17 protein-coding genes, 1 pseudogene and 1 riboswitch are annotated in these 26,022 nt (G+C 44.1%); of the genes and pseudogenes, 13 read left to right on the top strand and 5 right to left on the bottom strand.

What is annotated here, in order from left to right; all coding sequences use genetic code 11:
- Positions 1 to 207 precede the first annotated feature (207 nt).
- The 6 genes from emrD (at position 208) to AB4507_RS19605 (ending at position 10,985) form a co-directional block, all read left to right on the top strand.
- Positions 208 to 1,413, top strand: coding sequence for a multidrug efflux MFS transporter EmrD (gene emrD, locus AB4507_RS19630; protein WP_372183163.1), 1,206 nt, complete (start codon positions 208 to 210; stop codon positions 1,411 to 1,413).
- A gap of 333 nt (positions 1,414 to 1,746) precedes the next feature.
- On the top strand, positions 1,747 to 3,837 hold the full coding sequence (locus AB4507_RS19625) for a S9 family peptidase (protein WP_372183176.1): 2,091 nt from the start codon (positions 1,747 to 1,749) through the stop codon (positions 3,835 to 3,837).
- A 169-nt stretch (positions 3,838 to 4,006) separates the two neighbouring features.
- Entirely contained in the window at positions 4,007 to 4,813 is an 807-nt protein-coding gene (gene xthA / locus AB4507_RS19620; protein WP_017070028.1) for an exodeoxyribonuclease III, read from the top strand.
- Positions 4,814 to 4,969: 156 nt separating this feature from the next.
- Positions 4,970 to 6,655, top strand: a complete 1,686-nt coding sequence (locus tag AB4507_RS19615; RefSeq protein ID WP_017062120.1) for a type I secretion system permease/ATPase — start codon at positions 4,970 to 4,972, stop codon at positions 6,653 to 6,655.
- Positions 6,648 to 7,988: an HlyD family type I secretion periplasmic adaptor subunit gene (locus tag AB4507_RS19610; RefSeq protein ID WP_017070029.1), complete on the top strand. Its 1,341-nt coding sequence runs from the start codon at positions 6,648 to 6,650 to the stop codon at positions 7,986 to 7,988. Before AB4507_RS19615 ends, AB4507_RS19610 begins: the two co-directional genes overlap by 8 nt.
- Before the next feature lie 12 nt (positions 7,989 to 8,000).
- A riboswitch (cyclic di-GMP riboswitch) is annotated at positions 8,001 to 8,084 on the top strand.
- 30 nt (positions 8,085 to 8,114) lie between these two features.
- A complete protein-coding gene (locus tag AB4507_RS19605; RefSeq protein WP_372154921.1) occupies positions 8,115 to 10,985 on the top strand; it encodes a hypothetical protein in 2,871 nt (956 codons plus the stop codon).
- 163 nt (positions 10,986 to 11,148) lie between these two features.
- Here the strand turns inward: AB4507_RS19605 and AB4507_RS19600 are convergent, their stop codons facing one another.
- The 4 genes from AB4507_RS19600 to AB4507_RS19585 all read right to left on the bottom strand — a co-directional run bounded on the left by AB4507_RS19600 (position 11,149) and on the right by AB4507_RS19585 (position 14,327).
- On the bottom strand, positions 11,149 to 11,826 hold the full coding sequence (locus tag AB4507_RS19600) for an ABC transporter permease (RefSeq protein WP_017062123.1): 678 nt from the start codon (positions 11,824 to 11,826) through the stop codon (positions 11,149 to 11,151).
- Positions 11,827 to 11,828: 2 nt separating this feature from the next.
- On the bottom strand, positions 11,829 to 12,569 hold the full coding sequence (locus AB4507_RS19595) for an ABC transporter permease (RefSeq protein WP_017062124.1): 741 nt from the start codon (positions 12,567 to 12,569) through the stop codon (positions 11,829 to 11,831).
- A gap of 79 nt (positions 12,570 to 12,648) precedes the next feature.
- Positions 12,649 to 13,419 (bottom strand): ABC transporter substrate-binding protein, encoded by a 771-nt coding sequence (locus tag AB4507_RS19590; RefSeq protein WP_017062125.1) that lies wholly within the window; start codon positions 13,417 to 13,419, stop codon positions 12,649 to 12,651.
- A 137-nt stretch (positions 13,420 to 13,556) separates the two neighbouring features.
- Positions 13,557 to 14,327 carry an ABC transporter ATP-binding protein gene (locus AB4507_RS19585; protein ID WP_004736532.1) on the bottom strand — a complete coding sequence of 257 codons (771 nt, stop codon included), beginning with the start codon at positions 14,325 to 14,327 and terminating at the stop codon, positions 13,557 to 13,559.
- A 791-nt stretch (positions 14,328 to 15,118) separates the two neighbouring features.
- Between AB4507_RS19585 and AB4507_RS19580 the strand changes: the two genes are divergently transcribed.
- The 5 genes from AB4507_RS19580 to AB4507_RS19560 all read left to right on the top strand — a co-directional run bounded on the left by AB4507_RS19580 (position 15,119) and on the right by AB4507_RS19560 (position 22,060).
- On the top strand, positions 15,119 to 16,660 hold the full coding sequence (locus AB4507_RS19580) for a DUF3360 family protein (RefSeq protein WP_372051810.1): 1,542 nt from the start codon (positions 15,119 to 15,121) through the stop codon (positions 16,658 to 16,660).
- A 307-nt stretch (positions 16,661 to 16,967) separates the two neighbouring features.
- The gene (gene pflB / locus AB4507_RS19575; protein WP_102427865.1) at positions 16,968 to 19,244 is read left to right on the top strand and encodes a formate C-acetyltransferase; all 2,277 of its coding nucleotides are present in this window, start codon (positions 16,968 to 16,970) and stop codon (positions 19,242 to 19,244) included.
- A 200-nt stretch (positions 19,245 to 19,444) separates the two neighbouring features.
- Positions 19,445 to 20,434, top strand: coding sequence for a lipid A deacylase LpxR family protein (locus AB4507_RS19570; protein WP_102332498.1), 990 nt, complete (start codon positions 19,445 to 19,447; stop codon positions 20,432 to 20,434).
- A 164-nt stretch (positions 20,435 to 20,598) separates the two neighbouring features.
- Positions 20,599 to 21,339, top strand: coding sequence for a pyruvate formate lyase 1-activating protein (pflA, locus tag AB4507_RS19565; protein ID WP_010437353.1), 741 nt, complete (start codon positions 20,599 to 20,601; stop codon positions 21,337 to 21,339).
- Between the two features lie 220 nt (positions 21,340 to 21,559).
- The gene (locus tag AB4507_RS19560; RefSeq protein WP_017066932.1) at positions 21,560 to 22,060 is read left to right on the top strand and encodes a YfbU family protein; all 501 of its coding nucleotides are present in this window, start codon (positions 21,560 to 21,562) and stop codon (positions 22,058 to 22,060) included.
- A 108-nt stretch (positions 22,061 to 22,168) separates the two neighbouring features.
- Here AB4507_RS19560 and AB4507_RS19555 read toward each other — a convergent pair.
- Positions 22,169 to 22,309 (bottom strand): annotated as a pseudogene (locus AB4507_RS19555) (MipA/OmpV family protein); the annotation flags it as partial.
- Between the two features lie 378 nt (positions 22,310 to 22,687).
- Here AB4507_RS19555 and AB4507_RS19550 point away from each other — a divergent pair.
- Positions 22,688 to 24,622, top strand: a complete 1,935-nt coding sequence (locus AB4507_RS19550) for a PrkA family serine protein kinase (protein WP_017062132.1) — start codon at positions 22,688 to 22,690, stop codon at positions 24,620 to 24,622.
- Positions 24,623 to 24,749: 127 nt separating this feature from the next.
- A complete protein-coding gene (locus AB4507_RS19545; protein ID WP_017062133.1) occupies positions 24,750 to 26,021 on the top strand; it encodes a YeaH/YhbH family protein in 1,272 nt (423 codons plus the stop codon).
- Position 26,022: the final 1 nt, after the last annotated feature.

Below are 26,022 nucleotides of genomic sequence, written 5' to 3'. Positions count from 1 at the left end.
CCTCTTTAAAATGCAGTAACTTCGGATTAGTTTTTATAATCCAAGTTATAGATTTTTATCTTGCTCAACTTCACACTTTTTGATTGCTAAGCCCGCAATCAAGATCTAATATCTCGCGCCTAGATTCCCTGAACACTTTATTCATTTGGCTCTCCTTTAATGGAGCGCTAAGGCTTTTTACGTCTTAATTTTTGGAGAGATACGCAAATGTCCGCCTCGTTTCCATTAGCGAAACTTACCTTTTTAATCGCTATTCTGACTGCCGTAGGTCAAATGACTCAAACGATGTACGTGCCTTCTATCGGTCATATGGCAGGTGAGTTCTTAGTTTCGGCATCTTCACTGCAGGCAGTGATGGCGTGTTACTTGATCCCTTATGGTCTGTCGCAATTTGTTTACGGCCCACTTTCAGATCGCCTAGGTCGTAAACCGATCATCGTGATTGGTTTGATCATCTACATCATCGGTACTTTGGTAGCATTGTTCGCTCACGAATATGAATGGTTCTTAGCGGGCAGCTTTATCCAAGGTTTGGGCATCGGTTGTGGTGGTGCGATGTCTCGTACATTGACTCGCGACTGTTTTGAAGGCGCAGAGCTGCACCGTGCAAACAGCTTGATTAGCATGTGTGTGATTTTCTCACCATTGATGGCTCCTATACTGGGTGGTTACCTAACAGAAGTTTTCGGCTGGCGTTCTAGCTACTTATTCCTTGCGCTGTTTGGTATTGCTGTTGTGATCACTATGATGACGAGCATGATGGAAACACTGCCGAAAGAACGACGCAAGCATGAATCGGTTGCCAACAGCTACAAGTTCGTTCTGTCTGATAAACGTTTCCAAGGTTTCTTATTGGTATTAGTCGCAACCTTTGCTGGTGTAGCCGTATTTGAAGCAGCGGCAGGTGTGTTGCTTGGTGGCGTACTTGGCTTACCGGCAACCACAGTAAGCTTGCTGTTTGTCTTGCCTATTCCAGGTTACTTAGTCGGTGCAGGCTTATCTAGTTACATCGCACAACGTCGCTCTGAGCGCCGTGCATTGAATGTTGGTCTGGTTGCGATATTGGTAGGCTCAACAGTGGTATTGATACCGGGTCTGTTTGGTCAAACAACAGCATTAACTTTGATTGGCGGTGCCACAATTTACTTCTTGGGCGCTGGCATATTATTCCCAGCAGCAACAACAGGGGCACTTTCGCCATTCCCGTACCACGCTGGTACTGGAGGTGCGATTTTAGGTGGTATGCAAAACCTAGGTGCTGGCATCGCAACACTATTGGCATCGTTCTTCCCAGCTCAAGACCAACTGCCACTCGGTTGCCTGATGATTGCTATGTCATTCATCGCTATGCTTGGTTTACGTTGGGTTAATCGTAAACCTGACCACTCAAACGAAATGCCATTGGCTATTTAACGTAAAACTCGAATCTTGCTAAACAAAGGAAAGGGACATACTGAAAAGTGTGTCCCTTTTTGTTGCACATTTATTCCTTCCACTCTCACGTATCAGTAATTTCATTTAACATTACTTTGATTTTTTGAAAACAATAACAGACACTTACGATGAAGGTGCATATCCAGAATCCAATTATAAATAATATCACTGGAAGATACCCAACCAACAAAGGATGCTGGCATCAAAAAGAGTAAGGTGCACACTAAGGATATATAGATGCGTATCGCTTTAACCACATTAGCCGTATCAATAGCGCTTTTCGCCGGATGCAGCAATCAAGGAATCTCAACCATGAACCACTACTCTCAATCACAACTCGTCGCTCAACAAACCCAAGCACCCGTTGCTAAGAAAGTCCCTCACGCAATGACGATTCATGGTGAAACCCGAATCGATGATTACTATTGGATGCGCGATGATGCACGCCAAGATCCAGAGATATTGCAACAACTTGAGCAAGAGAATCAGTACGCAGATACGGTGTTGAAACATACAGAAGCAGCACAAAAACAATTATTTGAAGAGATTAAAGGCCGAATCGCGAAAGACGACAATTCGGTACCGGTTCGCAAAGGCAGTTACTACTACTCGAATAAGGTCACAGGCGACAACGAATACCCAGTTCACCTGCGTGAAAAAAACTTTTTAGGCACAGACAAGCAAGTCATCTTAGATGTAAACGAGCTAGCAAAAGAGCATGAATTCTTCAGTATTGGTGGCTTAACGATCAGCCCAGACGAAAACTTGTTGGCCTATGGCGAAGATACGCTAAGCCGCCGCATTTACACCATCAAGATCAAAGACCTCACAACAGGTGAATACCTAAAAGATGAAATTGAAGGCGCTTCAAGTGCTATCGCGTGGCAAAACGACAACCAAGCCTTCTACTACATCAAAAAAGATCCACAAACATTGCTGGGTTATCAAGTTTACCGCCACGTGTTAGGCAGCGCTCAAGCAAGCGATCAGTTAATCTACGAAGAAGCCGATAGCGCTTACTACACCTCTTTGAGTAAAAGCAAAGATGGAGAACAGGTCTACATTTGGCATTCGAGCACAGAAACCAGCGGTGTCTCAGTCATCGATGCCAACAACCCAAAGGCTACAGCTGAGGCTTTCTACCCAAAAGAGACCGGCATAGAGTACAGCATCGCTAAGCTAGGTGATTGGTATTACATCTACACCAACTACCAAGCGGTCAACTTCCGTTTAATGAAAGTCACAACCGAAGAGATGCATGATCGCTCAAAATGGGTCGATGTCATCCCAGCAGACGATAATACTCAGCTTGTAGATTTCGAGTTGTTTGATGACCATCTTGTCTACGAGCAACGCGCGGATGGCTTGTCTACAGTGAAAGTTCGCCAACTCTCAACAGGCCACGAGTTTCCACTTGAATTTAACGACACCGCATTTGCCGCTTACCTAACGAGTAACTATGAATTAGATAACGCAAAAGTTCGTATCTATTACAGCAGCTTAACCACGCCAGGTACTTACTATGATTTCGACCTAAGTACAGGTGAATCCGAGCTCATGAAGAAAACACCCGTATTAGGTGATTTCGAAGCGGATAACTACCAATCAGAGCGAATCATGATTACGGCTCGCGATGGTAAGCAAGTTCCTGTCTCTTTGGTTTATCGTAAAGACTTATTTAAGAAAGACGGCACTAACCCAATCTACCAATACGGCTATGGGTCTTACGGCTCTACGATTGAACCTACCTTCAGCTCAACTCGCCTAAGCCTACTGGATAGAGGTTTTGTTTATGCCATCGCACATGTCCGCGGTTCAGAAATGCTTGGTCGCCCTTGGTATGAAGATGGCAAAAAACTGACCAAACAAAACACGTTCAACGACTTTATTGATGTAACCAAAGAGCTTGTTGAAGAAGGCTACGGCGCGAAAGATAAAGTGTTCGCCGTTGGGGGGTCTGCTGGCGGTCTATTGATGGGAGCAATCATCAACCAAGCATCAGAACTGTACCGTGGTATTGGTGCACATGTTCCGTTTGTAGACATTGTGACAACCATGCTCGATGAATCGATCCCTCTAACCACCAATGAGTATGACGAATGGGGTAACCCGAACGATAAAGCCTACTACGATTACATGCTGGGGTACTCACCGTACGACAACATTAAGGTACAAAACTACCCGAACATGTTGGTAACGACAGGCCTGCATGACTCACAGGTGCAGTACTTTGAGCCAATGAAATGGGTTGCGAAGCTGCGTGAAATGAAAACAGACAACAACGTATTGCTGTTCAAAACCGATATGGAAGCCGGTCACGGTGGCGCTTCTGGCCGATTTAAACGATTAAAAGAAGACGCACTTGAATACGCGTTCTTTTTGGATTTACTTAAGACTCAATAGATTCTACGTAACTGTAAGTATTCACATCATTTAATGTCGCCATTTTGTCTCTACAAAGTGGCGACAGAAATTATTAAGCATGGTTAAATACGATGAACCATGAAATCCACCAAATCAAAAACCTTTAAAAACAAGTAGTGCCAAAGGTTTACGAGAGGTATAAAAACAAATGAAAGTAATTAGCTTCAACATCAACGGTCTTAGAGCCCGCCTTCACCAACTGCAAGCTATTATCGACAAACACCAACCCGACGTGATTGGTCTGCAAGAGATAAAAGTGCACGATGAAGCCTTCCCAATTGCTGATGTTGAAGCAATGGGCTATAAGGTTTACTTCCACGGTCAAAAAGCCCACTACGGTGTGGCAATGTTGTGTAAGCAAGAGCCTATTTCTGTGCAGAAGGGTTTCCCAACAGATAATGAAGACCATCAAAAACGCATGATCATGGCGACGTTTGAAGATGAAGATGGTGAAAAGGTTACCGTGCTAAATGGCTACTTCCCTCAAGGGGATAACATCAAGCATGAAACAAAATACCCGTACAAACGCCAGTTCTATAAAGACTTAATGACTTACTTAAACGATTATCACAACAAAGATGAGCAAGTGATTGTGATGGGCGACATTAATATCAGCCCTATCGACGCAGACATCGGCATTGGTGAACCTAATGCGAAACGTTGGTTAAAAACAGGTAAATGCTCTTTCCAACCAGAAGAGCGAGAATGGTTGAAAACATTGATGGACTGGGGCTTTGTAGACAGCTTCCGCTTGCTGCACCCTGAAGTGAATGATCAATACTCGTGGTTTGATTACCGCTCAAAAGGCTTCGTAGACAACCGCGGCCTGCGTATTGATGTAGTCCTAGCGACTCAAAAGCTTGCCGATAAGTGTACTGAAGCTGGCATCGATTACGAGCTACGCGGCATTGAAAAACCGTCAGATCACGCTCCGATTTGGTCGACGTTTAAATAAAATCCAAATTAAATTTCAAATCAAAAATGCACAAGCTTTTGTTTAGCTTGTGCATTTTTTTTACTTAGCTCAAATCCACTCAAAAAGCTTGAGATAGTTCACATTCTCGCCACTGCCCATCTATACTATTTGGACAACCAATGGAGAGAGTTTTGTATGGACGCAAAGCCTTGGGCCGGTATAAATCCAATTAATCTGCGTAGTTTACTTCCGATGATGGTGGTCAGCGGAGCGATCAGCGTATTGATGTTAGTCGTTCCCTTATTCAGCCTTCAAGTGTTTGATCGAGTCCTCTCAAGTCAAAGTTTAGATACGCTTCTATTCTTGGCTTTCATTGCTGTGTTCCTACTTACAGCCCAAGCGTTCCTTGACGCGTCTAGAGCCAAGTATGCACAAAAGAAAGCGATCAAATTTGAATTTATCGCGTCTCAGCAGCTATTTGAACAAACCTCCTTCTCATCGAAATCAAAAGAAAAACATCTGTTCAACGATATAAGTGAGGTAAAGAGCCTACTCTCTTCTCCAGCCTACTTTGTCATGTTTGATCTGCCATTCACTCCCCTTTTTCTTATTATTATGTTTGCGATTCATCCATATATAGGATTAGTCGGTGTGGGTGCCGTTGTTTTTATTCTCATGACAACATTGCTTTCTCATTGGGTTAAATCTAAGCACTTTAAAACCACTTACTTAAGCCAGCTCGCAACACAAAGAAAAAACGACGAGTGCTTTCAAAAACACGCCACGATCTTTAGCCAACATCAACAACAAGGTTTAAGTCAGACCTACCAAGAAATATTGGCGGAGAAGAGCTGGTCTCGAAGCCATTTAGATCAAGCCACCTGTTCACTGAGTGCATTTTCTCGTTACATACGTATGGTCCTTCAACTCATCATCATGGCTGTCGGAGCAAGTCTAGTCATTCAAAATGCCATGTCTGCTGGTGGAATGATTGCGGGTTCAATCCTAATGGCGAGAGCACTCCAGCCAATTGAGATGCTCTCTAGTGGTATTCAAGCATGGAAAACTGGTTTGGATGCAAACAAACGCTTAGCTAAGGAATTTGCTTCTCATACTAAACATACCGAGCGAACCGAGTTGGAAACAATTAAAGGTGATCTGGTCATCGACAACGTCACATGGTTCGCGTCTGAAAAACTTAACAAGCCGACTCTTAATGGTTTGAAGCTAAGACTGGAATCAGGAAATCGAGTCGCATTGATAGGCCCTAGCGGGTCAGGTAAGTCTTCCATCTGCAAAATGATCACTAACGGCATATCGCCCTCAAAAGGTGGCATTTCTATCGATGGACTCAATGTTGAGTTGTGGAATCTGAATCAGTTCAAACACACCGTCGGTTATGTTCCTCAGCACATCGACTTTTTACATGGCACTGTCAAACAAAATATCGCCCGATTTGATTCCAACGTTACGGATAGCCAAATCGTCAGATCCGCTATTCAAGCCGGTGTGCATGATGCTGTTGTCGCCTTACCGAATGGATATGAAACGATTATCGGTTCTTTTGGTCATCAGTTATCTGGTGGACAAGCCCAGAAACTTGCCATCGCAAGAGCATTGGTTTTCTCACCTAAGCTACTCGTGCTTGATGAGCCTGATTCCCATCTCGACAAAGAAGGCGAAGAGTTTCTTGTTTCGCTATTACAATTGGCGAAAGAGAAATCCATTTCTGTCGTGATGGTAACGCATAACCCAAGCTTACTCAGACATGTCGATTGGGTTGTTGAATTGAAAAACGGCCAGATAACGCAAGCAGGCGAAGCGAGTAAAGTTGTCCGGTCGCTCTTCAATGTCGCTTCCTCGGAGGTGTCGAATGGCTAGTATTCATCATGACGATAAAGGTATTCACTTCGACGATGGTAGAAAACTGATCTTTTCTACATTCAAAATACAGGTGTTCATCTGGTTAGTTCTTGTGACTACTCTTGGTGGCTTTGCTGCTTGGGCATACCTAGCCCCGCTTTCTTCTGCTGCCATTGCGCCAGGCGTGATTATCGTAGAATCAAAGCGAAAACCCATTCAGCACTTAGAAGGCGGGATTGTAGAAATCGTCCATGTTTCTGACGGCGACCATGTTCAAAAAGACGAACTGCTCATCACGTTAAGTCACACACAAGCTCAAGCATCGCTTCTAAGGCTAAGAGCTCAGTGGCAAAGTGATTTAGCGCGGCTGAACCGCTTACAATCAGAGTTAGCGAGTCATCAAGAAATTCAATTTGATATGAGATTACTCTCCCTTATGAGTGACCCAAACGTATCAAGCTTACTTGATACGCAGAGTAAACTTTTCAGCAAAAGACAATCGTTAAAATCCGGTGAATCCGATGTGTTACAGCAAAAAGTCGAGCAATCAAAACTTGATCTGCAAGGCTTCCAACAACGATTCTTAGCCGGAAACCGAAGCCTGAAGTATTTAGAAGAACAGGTACAAATGCACCAAGATTTGCTTGTTTCCGGTAACACATCCAAATCTCGGTTATTGGATTTACAGCGAGAACGCTCTCAATTACAAGGTAACGTTGCTGACCTCAAAGCTAGGATTGGCCACGCCAAACGCACCATCGCCGAAGCGAAATTAGAGCTGATTAACGCCGATTATACTTACGCCAAAACGCTCGGCGAAGAGATACAAGATTTAGAAAGAAAGCTGAATGAAACCAGAGAGGCTATGGTCAATGCTCAAGATATTCTTACCCGGGTTGAAATAAGAGCACCTCAAAGTGGTGTGGTGGTTGGACTTAATGTGGTCTCCGAAAATGCCATCGTTCCACCCGGTGAAACCTTGATGGAATTGGTTCCGCAAAATGACGAGTTGATTGTAGAAGCGTTAGTGAAGCCAGAAGACATCGAAGCCTTACGAATTGGCTTGGATACCCAAGTAAGACTGACTGCATACAGTTTCCGTAAAACACCACCGATTCGTGGAAAATTAGTCCATATTTCGGCTGACCGCATTAGCGATCAAGCTACAGGATCTTCTGCTTACTTAGCGAGAGTATCGTTAGATAAGTCTGAGCTAGAAGCATTAGAAAACATCTCATTGTATCCGGGCATGCCCGCAGAAGTGATGATATTACTTGAGCAACAAACACCGCTCGAGTATCTACTCAACCCACTCTCTGTGAGCGCCTATAAGGCAATGAGAGAAATTTAACCAAGCGCACAAAGAAGATAAAGCCAAACTCATCGTGAGGTGAGGACGGAAAGCTCCAGATCTCAGGGATGAAGCCGAGATGGCTGGGCTGCCTCTATGTATCGAATGATATGTGAGGAAAAAACGATGGCAGAAGTAACCAATACAGCAGCAGGACTGAAAAGTAATGGTAGCAATGATACCAATATACTAGTAGATGGTCCTAACCTCCCCACCCCAGAATCTAGAGATGTCAACAATGACCTTTCTAACCTCAGCGGCGATAACCTCGAAGTACGAGCCGGTAAAGGCGACGACATTGTGCATGCCGGCAGCGGCGATGACTTTATCGCTGCTGGACGTGGATCGGACACAATTAAAGCAGGTGCCGGAAACGATGTGGTTGAAGCTTGGAATCATTCGCTCAATGCTGGTGATGAAGCCGGCGTTAACCGCGATTTAAGCGCGGCACGCGATAAAGATTTAGAAGCGCTAGGAGAAGAGTGTGTTGACGACATTGTGGTTGCAGGTGCCGGTGATGATTATGTTGAAGGCGGTGCGAACAATGACATTATTTATGGTGACAGAGGCGCTGGTGCAGAATTTGGCGAAAACCTAATCAGCGATGGTGATTTTGAAGCTTTTGACCTTGGCAATACATGGGGAACAGCGCCAAGCGCCGGTGCATGGAACGCCGAGGTTGGCAGTATCGAGATTCAAGAACAACTGCATGGCGGTGTCCCAGCTGATGGTTACGGGACTGATATCGCCAGTGGTCACTTCCTAGAATTAGACTCGCATGGCGCGAATTCAAATTCAACCGTCTCCCAAACATTTACGGTCGATGACGACGGTATATATCAACTCGATTTTTCCTACGCTTTCCGTAATAAAGGAGGCGATAGCACCACCGCTCCTTTCACAGTCCAAATAATGGCGGGCACCGACGTTGTATTCGAGAAGTCTTTCCAAGACATTGACGGCGTCGATGATGATTGGGATCTGTTTAGCGAAGATGTCGATCTCTCTTCAGGAAATTACTCACTCAATTTTATTGCCGACGGCGCAGAAGACACCTTTGGGGCTCTGATTGATAATGTGTCATTGAAGCAGGTACTGCATAACGATGTGCTCATTGGTGATAACGGGCCAGACGCTGCAAATGAAGGCGCCGCTGGGAACGACTTGATTCGAGGCGGTAAAGGGAATGACGTAATTATCGGCGATAACTTTGAAGCGCTGTCGTTTAACGAAGGAACCGGCGAGTTTGAATTAGCGGAGCCAACGACATCCGTCGACCTATCAGCAAATTCAACCGCCTACAACGCTGATGGATCTGTCGGTACCGTTGATACAGGTAATGCAAGTTCTGGCGGTACAGGTTATGGGGTAGATGGCGCAGCAGAGGCTGGCGTGCTTGCTCAAATTGGCTTCAGCTACGACGGCGGTTCTGGTGAAGGTGCATCAGAGATGTTTTCTGTCAGCTTAGACGAACATACAATGATTGCTAAAGTCGGTATATCCAACCTCTACTTAAATGAAGGCGACAATGGCGTAGATGAGGCTGGCCATTGGGCAGCATATCGAGAAGGTATTCTGGTCGCTGAGGGCGATTTCATTGCGAGCGATTTAGCGGATGGCAATAACAACAGCGGTTATCTAAACATCGGTCCTGATGAGACTGGCTTTAAAGCCTTTGATGAACTTCAGTTTACTGCCGTTGGTCCTGCATTTGACAAAAACGGAGACGCTAATGCCGATTCAAGTGACTACTACGTCACTTCTGTTACCACCGATGGCCTAACGGGTGACGGAACCGATATATTGCGCGGTGGTCGTGGGGACGATGTCATTCTTGGTGGTGACAACGCCAAAGGTGGCATACCTGAACTCGATCCTGAGACGGGTTACTACGATGTAAGTAGCTTCAGAGGGACTATTGACGTCACTATGGAAGGCACCGAAGCGGGCTTCGAAAATTCGTTTGGTTACTTCACAAAAGACAGTGAAGGCAATGTAAACGCTGAAGTCATTTGGGGGAATGTGAAAGATCACCTTCCAAACTCTGAAGCTGGCAACAGCTTTAGTCTCGATTTGGGGCACTGTGATGATTGCGTTGATACGCTCGGGTTCTTCATTATCCCAGATGGCGGGAATGACGGTTTCGTCTCAGGCGAAAGTATCGCAATTGACTTAAACACTCAACAAGCGACCAGCTCTAACAATAGTGACCACCCCTTCTTGCTGGGCGTACAAGATTTAGTCGGTAGTAACGGCAACCTTACCTTAGATGTTAGCGGCATTAACAACTTCAATCCGGGTACAGAACTCGGAAATCAGTTCTGGAATGACAACCCTGGCGGTGATGGTGACTTCGATGATGTGGTAACCACCGTTGAAATCGACGACCAACCAGAGCAATTGTTTGGTGGTAAAGGCGATGATTGGCTTGATGGCGGAGACGGAATCGACCATATCAAAGGCGGTAAAGGCGATGACATCATCATTGGTGGTGGTGGTGCAGACGAAATCCGTGCTGGTAAAGGCAACGATACAGTAGCCTTTGATGCAGAGGATACTCTAATTCATGGTGGTAAAGGGTTCGATGTACTGGTCGCCAATGACCCTGGTGGTGTCGATATCGACATGTCGAAGGGGTCAAACATCAATGGGTTTGAAGCAGTCATAGGGGGAGACTCAGCTAATGACAAACTGACTATTTCTCTAGGTAAAACCTTCAATCAAAACCATGACCTTGATGGTAATAGAGCAAAGAACGACGACCAAGTTGCTGAATTCTTTGCTTTAGGAATTGAAGATATCGACGCAAGTCATCTTCAAGGATTCCAATACCAAACCGCAACATCAGTGACGCTAGACCAAGATATGCAAGATAAACTTGGACTCGATGGAACTGAAACGATTACCGCTTATAGCTTCACCAAAGGAGGCAAAGAAGTCATCATCTACACTGATGCATCCTTTGATGGTGATTTCATTGGCGTTAATGAAGTTTAATTGCTTTTTGAACTAGTAAATCAGAAGCAAAGTTAAAGGACTTATTGCTTGTGTAATAAGTCCTTTTTGCTTCAAAGAGCTACTCAACTAATTCCTATACAAACCCTAAATAAGAACGGCGCTCAATGAGCGCCGTTTTGTTAACTGTGTGAATACCGTGCAATTAGCTAAGGGGTCTTAGATAAGCAAGGAAACGCTTCTCTGCGAATTTGAAAATCGCGATGATGATGAACGTTAGTGCCATGTAGAACAGACCTGCCGTTAGGAAAGACTCGAATGGGGCATAGTAACGAGAGTTAACCAAACGAGCTGCACCGGTTAGATCCATAATGGTTACGATACCAGCTACCGCAGAGCCGTGAAGCATGAAGATAACTTCGTTACTGTAAGCCGGTAATGCACGACGTAGAGCACTTGGTAAGATGATACGACGGTAAGTCTTAGGTGTGCTCATGCCGTAAGCTTTTGCTGCTTCCACTTCACCTTTCGGTAAGCCATTAATCGCACCGCGAATGATCTCAGCAGTATAAGCTGACGTGTTAAGGATGAATGCCACCAAAGCACAGAACCACGCGTTTTCCCATAATGTGTCTTTCACTGGGAAGAATTGGTCCATACCGTAGTAAATCAGGTACAGCTGAACCAGTAATGGCGTACCACGGAAGAAATAGATGAATGACCAAGCCGGAGCATTAATCAGCATATTTGGGCTGTTACGAGCAATCGCTAATGGTATGGCGACGAATAAGCCAATGATCAAAGCAACGCAAACCATCCAAGCCGTTGTCCATAAACCACCAAGGTAAATCGGCAGGCTTTCAATTATCAATGAAAAGTCCATAACTACCTCGCGTGGATACTGAATTTACGTTCAACCAGCTTAAGTAAGCCCGTTGAAACACTGGTGAAGAATAAGAAGATAATCGCCACAGTCATGTAGAAAGTGAATGGCATTTTGGTTGAACCCGCCGCCAGTGCACTAACACGTACCATGTCTTCTAGGCCAATAATCGAAACCAGCGCAGTGGTTTTAAGTAATACCAGCCAGTTATTCCCAAAACCCGGTAATGCGTGACGAATCATCTGCGGTAGCAGTATGCGGTGAAACGCCTTTACAGGGCTCATACCATAAGCTTTTGCCGCTTCCATTTCACCGCTGTCGACAGCCATGATGGCACCACGGAACGTTTCTGCCATATAGGCACCGAAAATAAAGCCTATGGTTAAGACACCAGCAACAAATGGGCTGACATCAATATAATCAGGTAAGTAAGCGGTCCATTCGTGGTTAGGATCACTGGATGCAAACCACTCGTTGAGCCACTCGTTGATGGAATACAAACTGTTGTTTAAAAGGATTTGTCCACCAAAGAAAATCAGCATCATCAGTACGAGATCTGGAATGCCTCGAATGACGGTTGTGTAGAGGGTTGCAATAGCACGAGCCCAGCGATAAGGCGCGAGTTTTGCTAAGGCACCTAGCATACCAAGAACCATAGCTAAAATTAGCGACAGCAAGGCAACTTCGATTGTGAGCACCGCCCCTTTCAGGATCGACGCTTCATATCCTTGTAAATCAAACATAATGGATTCCAACAGAACTGCGAAAAAGTTGGTAAGACAGGGAGAGGAGAACCTCTCCCTTAAGAATTGACGCTAAAGATTACTGACCGTATACGTCGTAGTTGAAGTATTTAGCCGCGATATCTTGGTAGATGCCTTTTTCACGTAGTGAAAGGATTGCCGCATCTAATTGCTTAGTCAGATCTTTGTCTTGCTTACGAACAGCAATACCCATACCTTCACCGAACCACTTAGGATCCGTTAGAGAGGGGCCAACAAACTCGTAGTCTTCACCACCAGCTTTGTTCAGCACGCCTTCTTCTAGAGCAGATGCATCACCTAGTACAGCAGCAACACGACCGTTTGCTAGATCAAGGTAAGCTTCGTCGAATGAACCGTAACGAACGATCTCTACTGTATCGCCGTAGTTGTCTGTTAGGTATTTATCGTGAGTTGTTGCACGTTGAACTGCAATCTTTTGACCGCTTAGATCATCAAAGTTAAGGCCTGCACCTTTCTTAGCGATGAACTTGTTTGGGATAAGTGCGTATTTACCAGTGAAGTCGATTTTTTTCTTACGCTCTTCCGTGATAGACATTGCCGCGATGATCGCATCATATTTACGAGCAAGTAGAGAAGGAATGATACCATCCCAGTCTTGTGCAACGATCTTACACTGCACCTGCATTTCAGTACAAAGTGCGTTAGCCATATCGACATCGAAGCCTTTCAGTGACCCGTCAGCTTCTGTCCAGCTAAATGGAGGGTAAGCACCTTCAATACCAAAGCGTACTGTTTTCCATTCTTTTGCTTGAGCTACGCCCGTTGCAGCAGTTGCAGCAAGTGCCGCGACTAATAACCACTTTTTCATATCCCTACTCCTGTGATTTAGGTTTTTATGTTTTGATAGTTTTAATATTGTGTTTGTTGTTGCTTATTAACTTACTTGTTGTGTTTTATTGTTCACACCGTCGCTGTTTACCGTTGGCAACGGCGTTTCAATTCTGATTAGTAAATCGATGAGATAAATTGTTGTAAACGTTCAGATTCAGGTTCCGTAAACAGTTTAGCTGGATCGCCCTGTTCTTCCACTAGACCTTGGTGCAGGAACATCACATGGTTTGATACGTCACGAGCAAAAGCCATTTCATGTGTTACCACAAGCATGGTTCTTCCTTCTTCTGCTAGATCTCGCATTACACCGAGTACTTCCCCTACTAACTCAGGGTCAAGTGCTGATGTTGGCTCATCAAACAGCATCACTTCCGGATCAACCGCTAACGCTCGAGCAATTGCCGCTCGTTGTTGTTGTCCACCGGATAAATGACCTGGGTAGTAATCTTTGCGCTCATACAAGCCTACTTTTTTAAGTAGTAGTTCTGCATTTTCAATCGCTTGAGCTTTAGGTACACCTAATACGTGAACGGGTGCTTCGATAACATTTTCGAGAACGGTCAGGTGAGACCAAAGATTGAAGCCTTGAAAAACCATCGCTAAGCGTGAACGGATACGCTGTACTTGTTTTTCGTTGGCAGGAACAGATACGCCTTGGCGGTTGTTTTTCATTTGAATTAATTCGCCATTAACCCAAATCTCGCCTGCAGTTGGTGTCTCTAAAAGGTTGATACATCTAAGGAAAGTACTTTTACCCGACCCTGAAGATCCGATAATCGATACAACATCGCCTTTATGCGCAGAAAGTGAAATTCCCTTTAAAACTTCATTTTGACCAAACGTTTTGTGTAGATCCTTTATGTCCAGCGCTGGTACATCTTTCATGCGCTTTCTCTCCCAAGTTTGTGAAAATGCAAGGTACTCCGACCTTTTCATGCGATACAAACTAGCACCACACGAAACAACATGCAACAAATTATTAACCTGATAAATTGGAATAAATAGCGATTCACTCTGACTTATTATGCAAAAGGTAGCGTTTTCGCCTCAATTTAATGAATGAGTTCTATCAATAAGCTGCAATTACACCCCTTACATTGTTTAAATAAAGTTAATCAAAATGAGATTCACGTAGCTTGATGTCTCACAAGAAAAACAAGTTTTGTGAACTTAGATACGCCGAGATCTGCAAAATATAATCTGCACGCTCAACACTACATACACACCGTAAGGCACAATAATTTTAAGGTTATTACATTGTAAGCATTTCACTCGGAACAGTTGGGAAGCAAGTAATAGTGAAATAACTCAGTAAGAATTGAGTATTGAACTCGAGCCATGACGACAAAGGCTCGAAGAAGATAGGTAAACGTCAATTTGTGAAAACTAATTACACGATTCATCAATGGGAAGTTAATGAATCGCTGCGTTTTGTAGCTTTCTTTCACATATACTCATAAAGTGATCAAGATCAATCACCCTAAAGGGTAAGCTTGTTAGACTCCTCAGCAAAGAATAAGGCATTAAAAATGCCAAACATTTCTTTTAACTTAGCTGCATAAAGCACAGCAAAACCGTGCAACATAATGTTAATGAGTTATAACTAAGAAATAACGCAATTACGCGAACTTATAGAATTCAATTTTAGAATTACTAACAAAAAATATGAGGAATCTATGTCAGACGTTGTCAATAATGCGAACTCTGAAGTAGAAGAGAAAAGCTATAAAGAGCTACACCGTCCTGCTTCTGAATTTGAGAGCCGCTCAGATTATCTAGATCACGAACTTCAAATCATGAAGCCTCGCCGCTTCGGTTTAAACCTTCCAGGTCGTGACTTCCGCTTTGAACTTGAAGATCTTGTTCCTGCACTTGCTGGTACTATTGGTATCATTGCGATGTACTCTGCAGTAATGATGTCGTGGGCTGATGGCCTAACTCAAGCTTGGGATCACGTAAACCTAGGTAAAGACTTCGCAATTGAAGTCGCTCGTGTAGAAATGCTTATTCCTGCACTACTGTTTTGTATCCTTGCTTCTGGTTTCTTTAACCCTAAAGCAAACCTTGCCGGCAACCACGGCCCAATGATCCCTCTTATCGGTACCATCGCTCTCGCTGGTGCTCACCCTCTTGCATTGGCCATCCTGATCGGTGTGTTCGGTCTCATCCTAAGTTTCCTAAAAGGCGGATCTAAACTTGTTAACCTAACTTCTGAAGGTACAGCAGGTGGCTTGCTCATATTCTTAGGCTTAACCGGTACCATGAGCCAAATCAACTCAATTCAAGAGTGGGCGGTTGGTCTTCAATCTTCTACCGTTGAAGCGGGCAGCATGGGTTACGTTGGTTTAATCGTTCTTGCTATTACTATTGCTATCTACGCTTTCTTAGCAAAAGTGAACAAGCGTTGGTTAGCTATCCCTGTTTGTGCATTCACAGGCCTTGCTATTGCATTAGTTCTAGGTGCTGGTTTCGACATCGTATTCGAAACTGAAATGGGTATTCCAAACCTAAACCCAGTTTACTGGTGGGGTTCTACTTCTGAAGGTTGGATGCTTGGCTTGCCAAACGTTGAACACTTCATCGCATCTCTACCATTTGCAATCCTTGCTGTAGCAATGTGGTCTCCTGACTTCCTAGGTCACCGTATCTTCCAAGAACTGAACTACCCTAAACGCTCTGAAAAAGTTCTGATGGATGTTGATGACACAATGACTATGTGTTCTGTTCGTCAAATGGTAGGTACTGCAGTTGGTGGTGGTAACATCACATCTTCTTGGGGTACTTACATGATCCCAGCAGCAATCGCGAAACGTCCAATTCCTGGCGGCGCAATCTTGCTTGGTTCTCTATGTATTATTGTTGCGATTCTTGGTTTCCCGATGGACGTAGCAGTATGGCCACCAGTGATGCGTGTTGCGCTACTTGTAGGTGTATCTCTACCTCTACTTGAAGCAGGTATGCAAATGGTTAAGGATTCAAAAGATTCTCAAGCGGCTGGTATCTGTATCTTTGGTTCAGCGGTTGTTAACCCAGTATTAGCATGGGCACTAACTATGCTTCTTGATAATAATGGTCTAATTGGTGATAAAGAGCGTGCAAAGCGTCTATCATTTGTAGATAAGATTGTTATCCCTGTTGGCGTTTTAGTTATCTGTCTAGTGGCAATGCTTGCAGTTGGTATGCTAGAAGGTCAGTATGGTCTAAAAGCTTGGCTATAATAGTCCTTACTACACAAAAGTAGTATTAGGATTAAAAAAAAGTTTGGGTGGCAACCCCTGCCACTCAAATTTTTTCAACTTTTTTTGGCATTTATTGATTTAGTTTAAGGTTTGCAGAAATTTTTTAGCGTAGTCTTGAATACATAGAGTAAAGACAACATATAAAAGGTAGTGACAATATATATAACCATATGATGCTTATATGCTCATATATATTGTTATTAATAAGAGTGTACTACCCTTACGAGGGGCGCTGGCTCAACAGTGTTAATGTACGTATTTTTTCTACTAAAAAGGTAGGTATGTCATGGCAGAGCAATTTGCTAAAGCTTGGGAAGATTTTGCTGCAGGTGAGTGGCAAAGCGAAGTAAACGTTCGTGATTTCATTCAAAAGAACTACACGCCGTATGAAGGCGACGAGTCTTTCCTAGTTTCTGAGGGTACTGAAGCAACTAACAAGCTTTGGTCTTCGGTAATGGAAGGTATCAAACAGGAAAACGCAACTAAAGCACCTGTAGATTTCGATACTTCTGTTATCTCTACCATTACTGCTCACGATGCAGGTTACATTGAGAAAGATCTTGAGACTATCGTTGGTCTACAAACTGAGAAGCCACTAAAACGTGCAATCATCCCTAACGGTGGTGTGCGTATGGTTGAAGGTTCTTGTAAAGCATACGGTGAAACTCTTGACCCAATGGTTTCAAAAATCTACTCAGAATACCGCAAAACACACAATGCTGGCGTTTTCGATATCTACACTCCTGATATCCTAAAATGTCGTAAGTCTGGTGTTCTGACTGGTCTTCCTGATGCTTACGGCCGTGGTCGTATCATTGGTGACTACCGTCGTGTTGCACTTTACGGTATTGATTTCCTAATGAAAGACAAAGCGGCTCAATTCGCTTCTCTACAAGAGCGTTTCGAGAACGGCGAAGATCTTTCTGCAACAATGCAATTGCGTGAAGAGATCTCTGAGCAACATCGTGCTCTAGGTCAAATCAAGCAAATGGCTGAGAAATACGGTTTCGATATCTCTGAGCCAGCTCAAACAGCTCAAGAAGCTATCCAGTGGACTTACTTCGGCTACCTAGCTGCTGTTAAATCTCAAAACGGTGCTGCAATGTCTCTAGGTCGTACTTCGACTTTCCTAGACATCTACATCGAGCGTGATATCGCTGCTGGCAAGATCACTGAAGAACAAGCACAAGAAATGATCGACCACTTCGTAATGAAACTGCGTATGGTTCGTTTCCTACGTACTCCTGAGTACGATGAGCTGTTCTCTGGCGACCCAATCTGGGCAACAGAGTCTATGGGTGGTATGGGTATCGACGGTCGTACGCTAGTAACGCGTTCGAACTTCCGTTTCCTAAACTCTCTATACACTATGGGTCCTTCTCCAGAGCCAAACATCACTGTTCTTTGGTCTGAGCAACTACCTGACGGCTTCAAGCGTTTCTGTGCGAAGGTATCTATCGATACTTCTTCTATCCAGTACGAAAATGATGACCTAATGCGTCCTGACCTAGAGTCTGATGATTACGCTATCGCTTGTTGTGTATCTCCAATGATCGTTGGTAAGCAAATGCAGTTCTTCGGTGCTCGTGCTAACCTTGCGAAAACAATGCTTTACGCAATCAACGGCGGTGTGGACGAGAAACTTAAGATGCAAGTTGGTCCTGTTTCAGACAAGATCACTGACGAAGTTCTTAACTACGATGACGTAATGGGTCGCCTAGACACATTCATGGACTGGTTAGCTAAGCAATACGTGACTGCACTAAACAGCATTCACTACATGCACGACAAGTACAGCTACGAAGCGTCTCTAATGGCTCTTCATGACCGTGACGTTCGTCGTACTATGGCTTGTGGTATCGCTGGTCTATCTGTTGCAGCTGACTCACTATCTGCAATCAAGTTCGCGACTGTTAAACCAATCCGTGACGAAGATGGCATCGCAACTGACTTCGAAATCGAAGGCGATTACCCTAAATACGGTAACAACGACTCTCGTGTAGATGATATTGCTTGTGAACTAGTTTCTACGTTCATGAACAAGATCCGTAAGCTTAAGACTTACCGTAACTCTATCCCTACACAGTCAGTTCTTACTATCACGTCTAACGTTGTATACGGTAAGAAAACTGGTAACACTCCAGACGGTCGTCGTGCTGGCGCTCCTTTCGCTCCTGGTGCAAACCCAATGCACGGTCGTGATGAGAAAGGTGCTGTAGCATCACTAACGTCTGTAGGTAAACTACCGTTTGCTGACGCACAAGATGGTATCTCTTACACGTTCTCTATCGTGCCAAACGCACTAGGTAAAGAACAAGACAGCCAACGTGCTAACCTTGCAGGCCTAATGGATGGTTACTTCCACCACGAAGCTGGCATTGAAGGTGGTCAACACCTTAACGTTAACGTTCTTAACCGCGAAACTCTTGAAGACGCAGTTAAGCACCCTGAGAAATACCCTCAGCTAACAATCCGTGTATCTGGTTACGCTGTTCGCTTTAACTCTCTAACTGCAGAGCAACAAGCTGACGTAATCGCACGTACATTTACTGAGTCTCTATAAGCTCACGCTCAATAGACAGTAAATAATATTAGCCTCGCCAATGTGCGGGGCTTTTTTATATCTGAAATAAATCGCACTACACTCACCTATCCCGCGAAATGTTAGGTTGAGCAAAAAAGCACCCTGCCATTCACTTTTTTTCCACAAATTCTGTCAAATTACGGTAATATCGCGGTTCATAATTTAAGAGTAACTGCTCCATGAAATACCTGCGTTGTTTACCCCTGATTCTTCTCTCTTTCTCATCTTTAGCCTCTGAGCGTTCTACGTTAACTTTTGCTTTAGATAATGATGGTATTTTTGGTGTCGACCAAGACTATACCAACGGCTTATTTCTGGGTTACACATCATCAAGTATTACGCCATATAACTGGGTAAAACCATTGAGTCTTTCCTACTGGGGCGCAAGCTCTCTAGACAAGTGGGAAATCACCATTGGCCACAAGATGTATACGCCTTCTGACATTGAGTTAGAAACGCCATCGCCTAATGATCGCCCATACGCAGGTTACCTTCACACTGAATTCAATTACATCAGCTTAAACCCACAGCAAGCCCAGCGTTTTAATATCACGTTTGGTACTACGGGCGAACGTGCACTGTCTGAAGATGCTCAAAAGCTGGTTCACTCGATCACAAAATCAGATGAGCCGATGGGTTGGGAATACCAAGTTGATGATGAGTGGGCGGGAAGCGTTGGTTACCTAAGCCATTTCAACCTAATGCGTAATCAAGCTCTTGCGAATACTGACTACGAAATCTCTAACGTTTCTGAAATCAACGTCGGTAACTTTAGAAGTGATATCTCGACTGGTTTTATGTTCCGTTGGGGTACGGACTTAGGCGGTAACTTTGGTGCAGCTAACATCACCACAGAAAACCCATTCAAACCTGGCATGATCGGCGCATCAAACGCTGGTTGGTTTACCTATGCCGGCCTTGAAGGTCGCTACCGATTCAACGACCTGACTATCGAAGGCGATCGTTCTGAAATCGAAGATAATTGGCCGAATCCAGAACAATACGATGTGACTTTAGAGAACATTCAGGCTACTGCTGTGCTTGGTGTGGCTTGGTATAACCAATACGTTGGTGCATCTTTCGCGCTAACAGCAAAAACACCGGATTACGAAGAAGCGAAAGAGTCAGTGTACACCACTGGCGGTATCACAATGTTTGCTTTCTTCTAGCCACCAGTAAGGGCTTTCGTCCTTTACTTTTCAAGTTTAATAAAGGCAATCATCTTCACAGGTGGTTGCCTTTATTTTTAAAGGTCTCGTTACCATTTGACCCTATTTTATGTACCGTTTTTGTAATAAAATAAACGGTATAAATTCCTCTACGAGAATAGCTCATGTCTACAACTGGTCGCATTCACTCATTCGAATCTTGTGGTACTGTCGATGGCCCTGGTATCCGCTTTATTGTGTTTCTTCAAGGCTGCTTAATGCGTTGTATGTACTGTCATAACCGTGATACATGGGATCTTCATGACGGAAAGGAAGTAACGGTCGAAGAGATCATCAACGAAGCAAAATCATACCGTCATTTCATGAAAGCATCGGGCGGTGGTATCACCTGTTCTGGTGGTGAAGCGATGCTACAACCTGAGTTTGTTCGTGACTTTTTCCGCGCAGCTCAAGCTGAAGGCATCCACACTTGTCTTGATACTAATGGCTACATTCGTAAGCACACTGAAGTGGTTGATGAAGTCCTAGAAGCCTCTGATCTAGTTATGTTGGATCTTAAGCACATGCGAGATGAGATTCACCACGATTTCATTGGTGTATCAAACAGACGTACTCTGGATTTCGCACGCTACTTACACAAAATCGGTAAGAAGACGTGGATTCGTTATGTGATTGTCCCTGGCTACACGGACACACCTGAAGATGCTCATCTGCTAGGCGAATTCATCAAAGACATGGATAACATCGAGAAAGTAGAACTGCTTCCATACCATAAGCTTGGTGCACATAAGTGGGAAGCACTTGGTTTTGACTACCCTCTTGAAGGTACAAACCCGCCAAGCAAAGAGAAAATGGACGAGATTGTTGCTGTTCTTAGCCAGTACCATTCAAACGTAAAATACTAATCTAGACTGACGTTCATAGTGATTTCAAGCGCCTCAATTTCGATTGGGGCGTTTTCTTTTCGAGCCAAACAATCCTTTCACTTTTCTTTACAACTTTTGTTTATCAATTCAAAAAATCATATTAAATCCGTGTTGAGATCATGTTTCCACTCGTAGGAATGCTGTTACTCTTACTGCAACAAAAGAATACAACATTTAGTTTTTTAGTGAGGCTCCTCCCATGGAAATGACCAATGCTCAGCGTCTAATTCTATCAAATCAATACTACCTAATGTCTCAAATGGATCCTGAGAACTCCGCTAAATACCAACGTCTACAAACGATTGTAGAACGTGGTTACGAACTCCAAATGCGTGAGCTTAACAAAGAGTTTGGTTGTTTGACTGAAGCAGAATGTCGCGAAATTATCGACATCATGGAGATGTACCATGCAATGCAAGAGTCGAACAAAATGCTTGCAGAGCAAGAGCGTGCTGAAGTAGACCAACGTCGCCTGCAGTTCTTAGGTTTTGATATCGCTTCTGAAGCGCAGATCGTACACTACGTGCGTTTCCTTGTTGATTCTGAAGGTCTTTACCCTCAATTCGACAAAGCCGATCACCACTTCAATAGCCAGATGCCAATGCTAGAGAAGTACCGTCGCATGCTAACAACATGGCGCAACTGCCCTCGTCAGTACCACCTATGTGCGACAGAGCTATCTCAAATCTTTAGCGCTTAATTCGTTAATAGATCAGCGATAACTTTTAAAAAGTTTCAAGAAAAAGGGTTACTCATCATGAGTAACCCTTTTTTTAATGTTCGCACACAAAGAGAAAAACCAAAGCAACTAGAAAACGTAAGCAACACCAACGTTCGCGGCCATGTTGATACCACTTTCAAGTATTGGGCTATTCTCTATATCACCTTCAAGGTTGGTATAACGAACGCCACCAGTTACTCGAACATTTGGCGTAACATGCAGATAGCCACTATTTTGAACCCATTATTCTTCACTACATCTACCTATTTATTGAGCAATTTTTGATAACCTCGCGCATTATATGGTACTCCATTCCAAAAATCAATAGAGCCCAGTTATACATCTAATGCACATAAATCCATTGTGAGTATTGTTAAGCGACCTAAAATCTCAAAACAAACGGCCAGATCCCCTCGAATGTAAAATAATTTGATTCTACGCGCCTCAAGTTGCCTATTGCGCTCGCCACGTTTTTCACACGCAAAATTGTAAATAAATACATAATTGTTAAGCAAAATTGTGGAAGCGGTCTAACCTTAAAATGTAGGGAGAGCCTATTTTTCAATCGCTCGTCAGTTTTGACTGGTTAACAAGGGGAATGTGACTATGAGTATCTTTGACCACTATCAATCACGTTATGAAGCAGCCAAGGAAGAAGAGCTGACATTGCAGGAGTTCTTAGGGCTGTGTAAAGACGATAAAAGTGCTTACGCTAATGCTGCCGAGCGCTTATTACTAGCCATTGGCGAACCAGAGGTTATTGACACTGCTCAAGACCCTCAACTGAGTCGTATTTTCTCGAACCGTGTCATCTCACGCTACAGCGAATTTAAAGATTTCTACGGTATGGAAGATGCGATTGAACAGATTGTTTCTTACTTAAAACATGCTGCGCAAGGTTTAGAAGAACGTAAACAAATCCTTTACCTACTTGGCCCTGTGGGCGGTGGTAAATCTTCTCTCGCTGAAAAACTCAAAGCCCTGATGCAGAAACTACCAATCTATGTATTGTCTGCTGACGGTGAACGAAGCCCAGTAAACGATCACCCATTCTGTCTATTCGACGTTAACGAAGACGGCGACTTATTGAAGAATGAATATGGCATTGAGAAACGCTATCTTCGCTCAATTATGTCTCCGTGGGCAGCAAAACGTCTGCACGATTTTGGCGGTGATATTTCCAAATTCAAAGTCATCAAACTGCGCCCTTCTATTCTCGATCAAGTTGCGATCGCGAAAACGGAGCCAGGTGATGAAAACAACCAAGATATCTCGTCTCTGGTTGGTAAAGTTGATATTCGTAAACTTGAACACTTCTCTCAAGATGATCCTGATGCCTACAGCTACTCTGGTGCGCTTTGTAAAGCCAACCAAGGTGTGATGGAATTCGTGGAGATGTTCAAAGCGCCAATCAAAGTATTACACCCTCTACTTACGGCAACACAAGAAGGTAACTTCAACGGTACCGAAGGGCTTTCTGCACTGCCATTTGACGGTATGATTCTCGCTCACTCGAACGAATCTGAGTGGCAGACCTTCCGTAACAACAAAAACAACGAAGCATTCCTCGACCGTGTGTACATTGTAAAAGTCCCTTACTGTCTGCGTGTGTCTGAAGAAGTTAAGATCTACAAGAAACTGCTTGAGCACAGTGAGCTATCCCAAGCGCCTTGCTCACCAAGCACACTCGATCTGCTATCGCAATTCAGCATTCTTTCGAGACTAAAAGAGCCTGAAAACTCATCTCTATTCTCTAAGATGCGTGTTTACGATGGTGAGACTCTAAAAGACACCGATCCAAAAGCGAAGAGCTACCAAGAGTACCGAGATTATGCTGGCGTTGACGAAGGCATGTCTGGGCTATCAACGCGTTTCGCCTTTAAGATCCTGTCTCGTGTGTTTAACTTCGACCAAGCCGAAGTGGCCGCGAACCCAGTGCACCTGTTCTACGTTATTGAGCAGCAAATCGAACGGGAGCAGTTCCCTCAAGAGACCGCCGAGAAGTACCTAGAGTTCTTGAAAGGATACCTAGTGCCACGCTACGTAGAGTTCATCGGTAAAGAAATTCAAACCGCTTATCTAGAGTCTTACTCTGAGTACGGTCAGAATATCTTCGACCGCTATGTCACCTACGCAGATTTCTGGATTCAAGACCAAGAGTACCGCGACCCAGAAACAGGCCAACTATTTGACCGTGCTTCTCTGAATGGTGAACTAGAGAAAATCGAGAAGACAGCCGGTATCAGTAACCCTAAAGACTTCCGAAATGAGATTGTGAACTTTGTGCTTCGTGCCAAAGCCAACAATAACGGTCAAAACCCAGTGTGGACGAGCTACGAGAAACTGCGCACTGTGATTGAGAAGAAAATGTTCTCTAACACAGAAGAGCTACTTCCTGTTATTTCGTTCAATGCTAAGACCTCAACGGATGATCAGAAAAAACATGACGACTTCGTTGCTCGTATGATGGAAAAAGGCTACACCGAGAAGCAAGTGAGACTGCTATCTGAGTGGTACCTAAGAGTTCGTAAATCCTCATAACTAAACGGTATTGAGCTGCTCAACTGAGCAGCTCGTATAAACCAATAACTTTTATACCTTAGTAAATCAATAACTCTTATACCCGAATAAAAAGTAGGATCGCGACATCAGCTGAGAGGGAGTTCTTATGGCACAATTTATCGATCGGAGGCTCAATGGCAAAAATAAGAGTGCTGTGAATAGACAGCGTTTCTTACGACGCCATAAAGAGCAAATCAAAGAATCTGTGGCCGATGCAGTTAACCGACGCTCAATCACCAATACAGAAACAGGTGAAGACGTCACTATTCCCCATAAAGACATCAAAGAGCCGAACTTTCACCAAGGTCAAGGCGGCGTAAGAGAGCGCGTTCACCCAGGTAATGATCAGTTCATCACTGGCGATAAAATCGAACGCCCTAAAGGTGGTGGTCAAGGTGGTGGCTCAGGCCAAGGCGACGCAAGCCCTGATGGCGAAGGCCAAGATGAATTTACCTTCCAAATTTCAAAAGATGAGTATCTTGATATTCTCTTTGAAGATTTAGCTCTACCTAATCTAGAGAAAAATCAGGTCAACAAAATCACCGAATGGAAAACTCACCGCTCTGGTTACCAAAGCGCGGGGATTCCATCCAACATCGCTATCGTTCGTTCACTACAGCAATCTCTGGCTCGTAGAACCGCGATGACAGCAGGTAAAAAGCGCGAGCTTAACCTACTGATGGAACAGCTTGACCAAGTTAAAATGACGGAGCCGGCACAACCTTTTGAGGAAGGTCGCCTCAAAGAAGAGATTGCCGAGTTACGTAAAAAGATTGAAAGCGTGCCGTTCATTGACACCTTCGACTTACGTTTTAAAAACTATGAGAAGCGCCCTATTCCATCTAGCCAAGCCGTGATGTTCTGTCTGATGGATGTGTCCGGCTCTATGGATCAGGCCACAAAAGATATTGCGAAGCGCTTTTATGTCCTTCTGTACCTGTTCCTAAACCGCACCTACGAAAACGTCGATGTTGTGTTTATTCGTCACCATACTCAGGCTAAAGAAGTTGATGAACATGAGTTTTTCTACTCACAAGAAACCGGCGGCACCATTGTTTCTAGTGCACTGAAGCTGATGAAGGAAATTGTCGCAGACCGCTACCCTGCGAATGAGTGGAACATCTATGCTGCACAAGCCTCTGATGGCGATAACTGGGCTGATGACTCTCCTCGTTGTAAAGAGTTACTGGTCAATACGCTTCTGCCAACTTGCCAATATTACTCTTACATCGAAATAACACGCCGCTCTCATCAAACGCTTTGGCACGAATACGAAAAACTCGAGAGTAGCTTTGACAACTTCGCCATGAAAAACATTAAAACGGTGGATGATATTTTTCCTGTGTTTAGAGAACTGTTCCAGAAAGAGACAGCGTAAG

The organism is Vibrio sp. 10N.222.54.A3, assembly GCF_041474095.1.
Lineage (GTDB): Bacteria > Pseudomonadota > Gammaproteobacteria > Enterobacterales > Vibrionaceae > Vibrio > Vibrio crassostreae_C.
The sequence above is the reverse complement of the archived record's forward strand: the minus strand, read 5'-3'. Positions and strand labels throughout refer to the sequence as shown.

Coding starts and splice junctions, on each gene's coding strand:
- AB4507_RS19585 (WP_004736532.1), bottom strand. CDS start 14,327: ATGAAAGATGTACCAGCGCTGGACATAAAGGATCTACACAAAACGTTT.
- pflB (WP_102427865.1), top strand. CDS start 16,968: ATGGCAGAGCAATTTGCTAAAGCTTGGGAAGATTTTGCTGCAGGTGAG.
- AB4507_RS19550 (WP_017062132.1), top strand. CDS start 22,688: ATGAGTATCTTTGACCACTATCAATCACGTTATGAAGCAGCCAAGGAA.
- AB4507_RS19605 (WP_372154921.1), top strand. CDS start 8,115: ATGGCAGAAGTAACCAATACAGCAGCAGGACTGAAAAGTAATGGTAGC.
- AB4507_RS19570 (WP_102332498.1), top strand. CDS start 19,445: ATGAAATACCTGCGTTGTTTACCCCTGATTCTTCTCTCTTTCTCATCT.
- AB4507_RS19615 (WP_017062120.1), top strand. CDS start 4,970: ATGGACGCAAAGCCTTGGGCCGGTATAAATCCAATTAATCTGCGTAGT.
- AB4507_RS19580 (WP_372051810.1), top strand. CDS start 15,119: ATGTCAGACGTTGTCAATAATGCGAACTCTGAAGTAGAAGAGAAAAGC.
- AB4507_RS19590 (WP_017062125.1), bottom strand. CDS start 13,419: ATGAAAAAGTGGTTATTAGTCGCGGCACTTGCTGCAACTGCTGCAACG.
- AB4507_RS19600 (WP_017062123.1), bottom strand. CDS start 11,826: ATGGACTTTTCATTGATAATTGAAAGCCTGCCGATTTACCTTGGTGGT.
- AB4507_RS19545 (WP_017062133.1), top strand. CDS start 24,750: ATGGCACAATTTATCGATCGGAGGCTCAATGGCAAAAATAAGAGTGCT.
- xthA (WP_017070028.1), top strand. CDS start 4,007: ATGAAAGTAATTAGCTTCAACATCAACGGTCTTAGAGCCCGCCTTCAC.
- AB4507_RS19595 (WP_017062124.1), bottom strand. CDS start 12,569: ATGTTTGATTTACAAGGATATGAAGCGTCGATCCTGAAAGGGGCGGTG.
- pflA (WP_010437353.1), top strand. CDS start 20,599: ATGTCTACAACTGGTCGCATTCACTCATTCGAATCTTGTGGTACTGTC.
- AB4507_RS19560 (WP_017066932.1), top strand. CDS start 21,560: ATGGAAATGACCAATGCTCAGCGTCTAATTCTATCAAATCAATACTAC.
- AB4507_RS19610 (WP_017070029.1), top strand. CDS start 6,648: ATGGCTAGTATTCATCATGACGATAAAGGTATTCACTTCGACGATGGT.
- AB4507_RS19625 (WP_372183176.1), top strand. CDS start 1,747: ATGAACCACTACTCTCAATCACAACTCGTCGCTCAACAAACCCAAGCA.
- emrD (WP_372183163.1), top strand. CDS start 208: ATGTCCGCCTCGTTTCCATTAGCGAAACTTACCTTTTTAATCGCTATT.